This window comes from Roseospira goensis, from assembly GCF_014197795.1.
In the GTDB taxonomy this organism is placed as follows: domain Bacteria; phylum Pseudomonadota; class Alphaproteobacteria; order Rhodospirillales; family Rhodospirillaceae; genus Rhodospira; species Rhodospira goensis.
The window spans coordinates 1-1,609 of record NZ_JACIGI010000076.1; the positions used below are offsets into that span (position 1 = coordinate 1).

General features: G+C 66.1%; 3 protein-coding genes and 1 pseudogene. 3 read left to right on the forward strand and 1 reads right to left on the reverse strand.

What is annotated here, in order from left to right; translation table 11 throughout:
• Positions 1-109: 109 nt before the first annotated feature.
• The 3 genes from GGD88_RS18375 to trbL are packed head-to-tail and all read left to right on the forward strand — an operon-like array spanning position 110 to position 1,531.
• Positions 110-580, forward strand: coding sequence for a hypothetical protein (locus GGD88_RS18375; protein WP_221237242.1), 471 nt, complete (start codon positions 110-112; stop codon positions 578-580).
• A gap of 2 nt (positions 581-582) precedes the next feature.
• Positions 583-861, forward strand: coding sequence for a putative entry exclusion protein TrbK-alt (gene trbK-alt, locus GGD88_RS18380; RefSeq protein ID WP_184438244.1), 279 nt, complete (start codon positions 583-585; stop codon positions 859-861).
• 1 nt (position 862) lies between these two features.
• Positions 863-1,531 (forward strand): P-type conjugative transfer protein TrbL, encoded by a 669-nt coding sequence (gene trbL, locus GGD88_RS18385; RefSeq protein WP_425502620.1) that lies wholly within the window; start codon positions 863-865, stop codon positions 1,529-1,531.
• Here trbL and GGD88_RS18390 read toward each other — a convergent pair.
• A pseudogene (locus GGD88_RS18390) lies at positions 1,497-1,609 on the reverse strand (IS5-like element ISRhru5 family transposase); the annotation flags it as partial. The gene trbL and the pseudogene GGD88_RS18390 overlap by 35 nt on opposite strands.

Here is a 1,609-nt window from a genome sequence, read left to right on the forward strand (position 1 = left end):
CCAGCAAACCATCTCTGAAAGCTTCACCAGCGGGTCGGCCTTCGCATCCAGGCCGGCATATCGGTTCGTGACGTCGAAAAAGCCCATCTGACCCATCGTAGCGCCCTTGGTGGCTCAAACCTGCCGAGATTCTATCAAAACGGGATCCGACGCCAAGCGTTTTTCGAGGTGCCCGCAAGACTATGGCGAGGCGGCCGGAACGGGCGACTTCGCCGCCCGGGTGACGGGCGCCCGCGAGCGCTGGCGGACTTCGATCGCCGGCTTCGAGGACGCCTTGCGCGTGCAGGCCGGCGTCGTCGGCAACATCGAGAGCGCGCGGGCCGAGATGCAGACGCTCGTCGCCCAGAGCCAAGGCGCGACCGGCGCCCTGCAGGCCGCGCAGGCCGGCAACCAGCTCCTCGCCCTGCAATCGACCCAGATGGCCGACCTCACGGCTGCCATCGCCGCCCAGAACCGCGCCCAGGCGCTCGAAGCCGCGCGGCGCGCGTCGGCCGAGGTCCAGGCGCGCGAGAATCTCAACCAGTTCCTCGACTACGGCACGGGGTACGAACCGACCACCGTCCGGATGTTCGGAGGCTGAGGATGCGCGCCGGGCCCGACACGATCCTGCGGCTGATCGCCATCGGCTTGGGCGGCATCGCGGCGCTCATGGCCGCGATCGAGCTCACCGACAGCGTGACGCCGCCAGCCGGTCGGGCGCCGGCGACGCGTGACGACGATCCGCTGCGCGCGGAACTCATGCGCTGCCGGGCCATCACGCCGGAAGAGCTCGCGGCCGACGCCGCGTGTCAGGCGGCATGGGCGGAGAACCGTCGCCGGTTCTTCGGTCCTGGCGGCGACACTTCGGGCGGGGACGAATGACATGGACGGCGTCGGCGTCATCGACCGCTTCCTGGACGTCTTCACGTCCTATATCGACTCAGGCTTCGGGCTACTCGGCGGCGATGTCGCCTTCCTCGCGACCACGCTGATCGTCATCGACGTCACGCTGGCCGCGCTGTTCTGGGCCTGGGGCGCGGATGACGACATCATCGCGCGGCTCGTCAAGAAGACGCTCTTCGTCGGCATCTTCGCCTTCATCATCGGCAACTGGAACGCGCTAGCGCGCATCGTCTTCGAGAGCTTCGCAGGATTGGGGCTGATCGCCTCGGGCGGCAGCCTCTCGGCGGGCGAACTACTCCAGCCGGGACGCATCGCACAGGTCGGACTCGACGCCGGACGGCCGCTGCTCGAAGCCATCGGCGAACTGATGGGCTTCGTCTCCTTCTTCGAGAACTTCACCCAGATCGCGATCCTGATGTTCGCCTGGGTGATCGTTCTGCTCTCCTTCTTCATCCTCGCGATCCAGCTTTTCGTGACGCTGATCGAGTTCAAACTGGCGACGCTCGCCGGCTTCGTGCTCGTGCCCTTCGGTCTGTTCGGCAAGACCGCGTTCATGGCCGAACGCGTGCTTGGTCTCGTCATCTCCTCGGGCGTGAAGGTCCTAGGCCGTAGACTCATAAGCTCTGGCACCTCAGGCGTACCGAGATGAACTTGAGGGCGGCGAGGAAGTTGTCGGGACGCTTGTCGTAACGGGTTGCGATCCCTCGGAACTGTTTGATCCGATTGA

Coding starts and splice junctions, on each gene's coding strand:
- trbK-alt (WP_184438244.1), top strand. CDS start 583: ATGCGCGCCGGGCCCGACACGATCCTGCGGCTGATCGCCATCGGCTTG.
- trbL (WP_425502620.1), top strand. CDS start 863: ATGGACGGCGTCGGCGTCATCGACCGCTTCCTGGACGTCTTCACGTCC.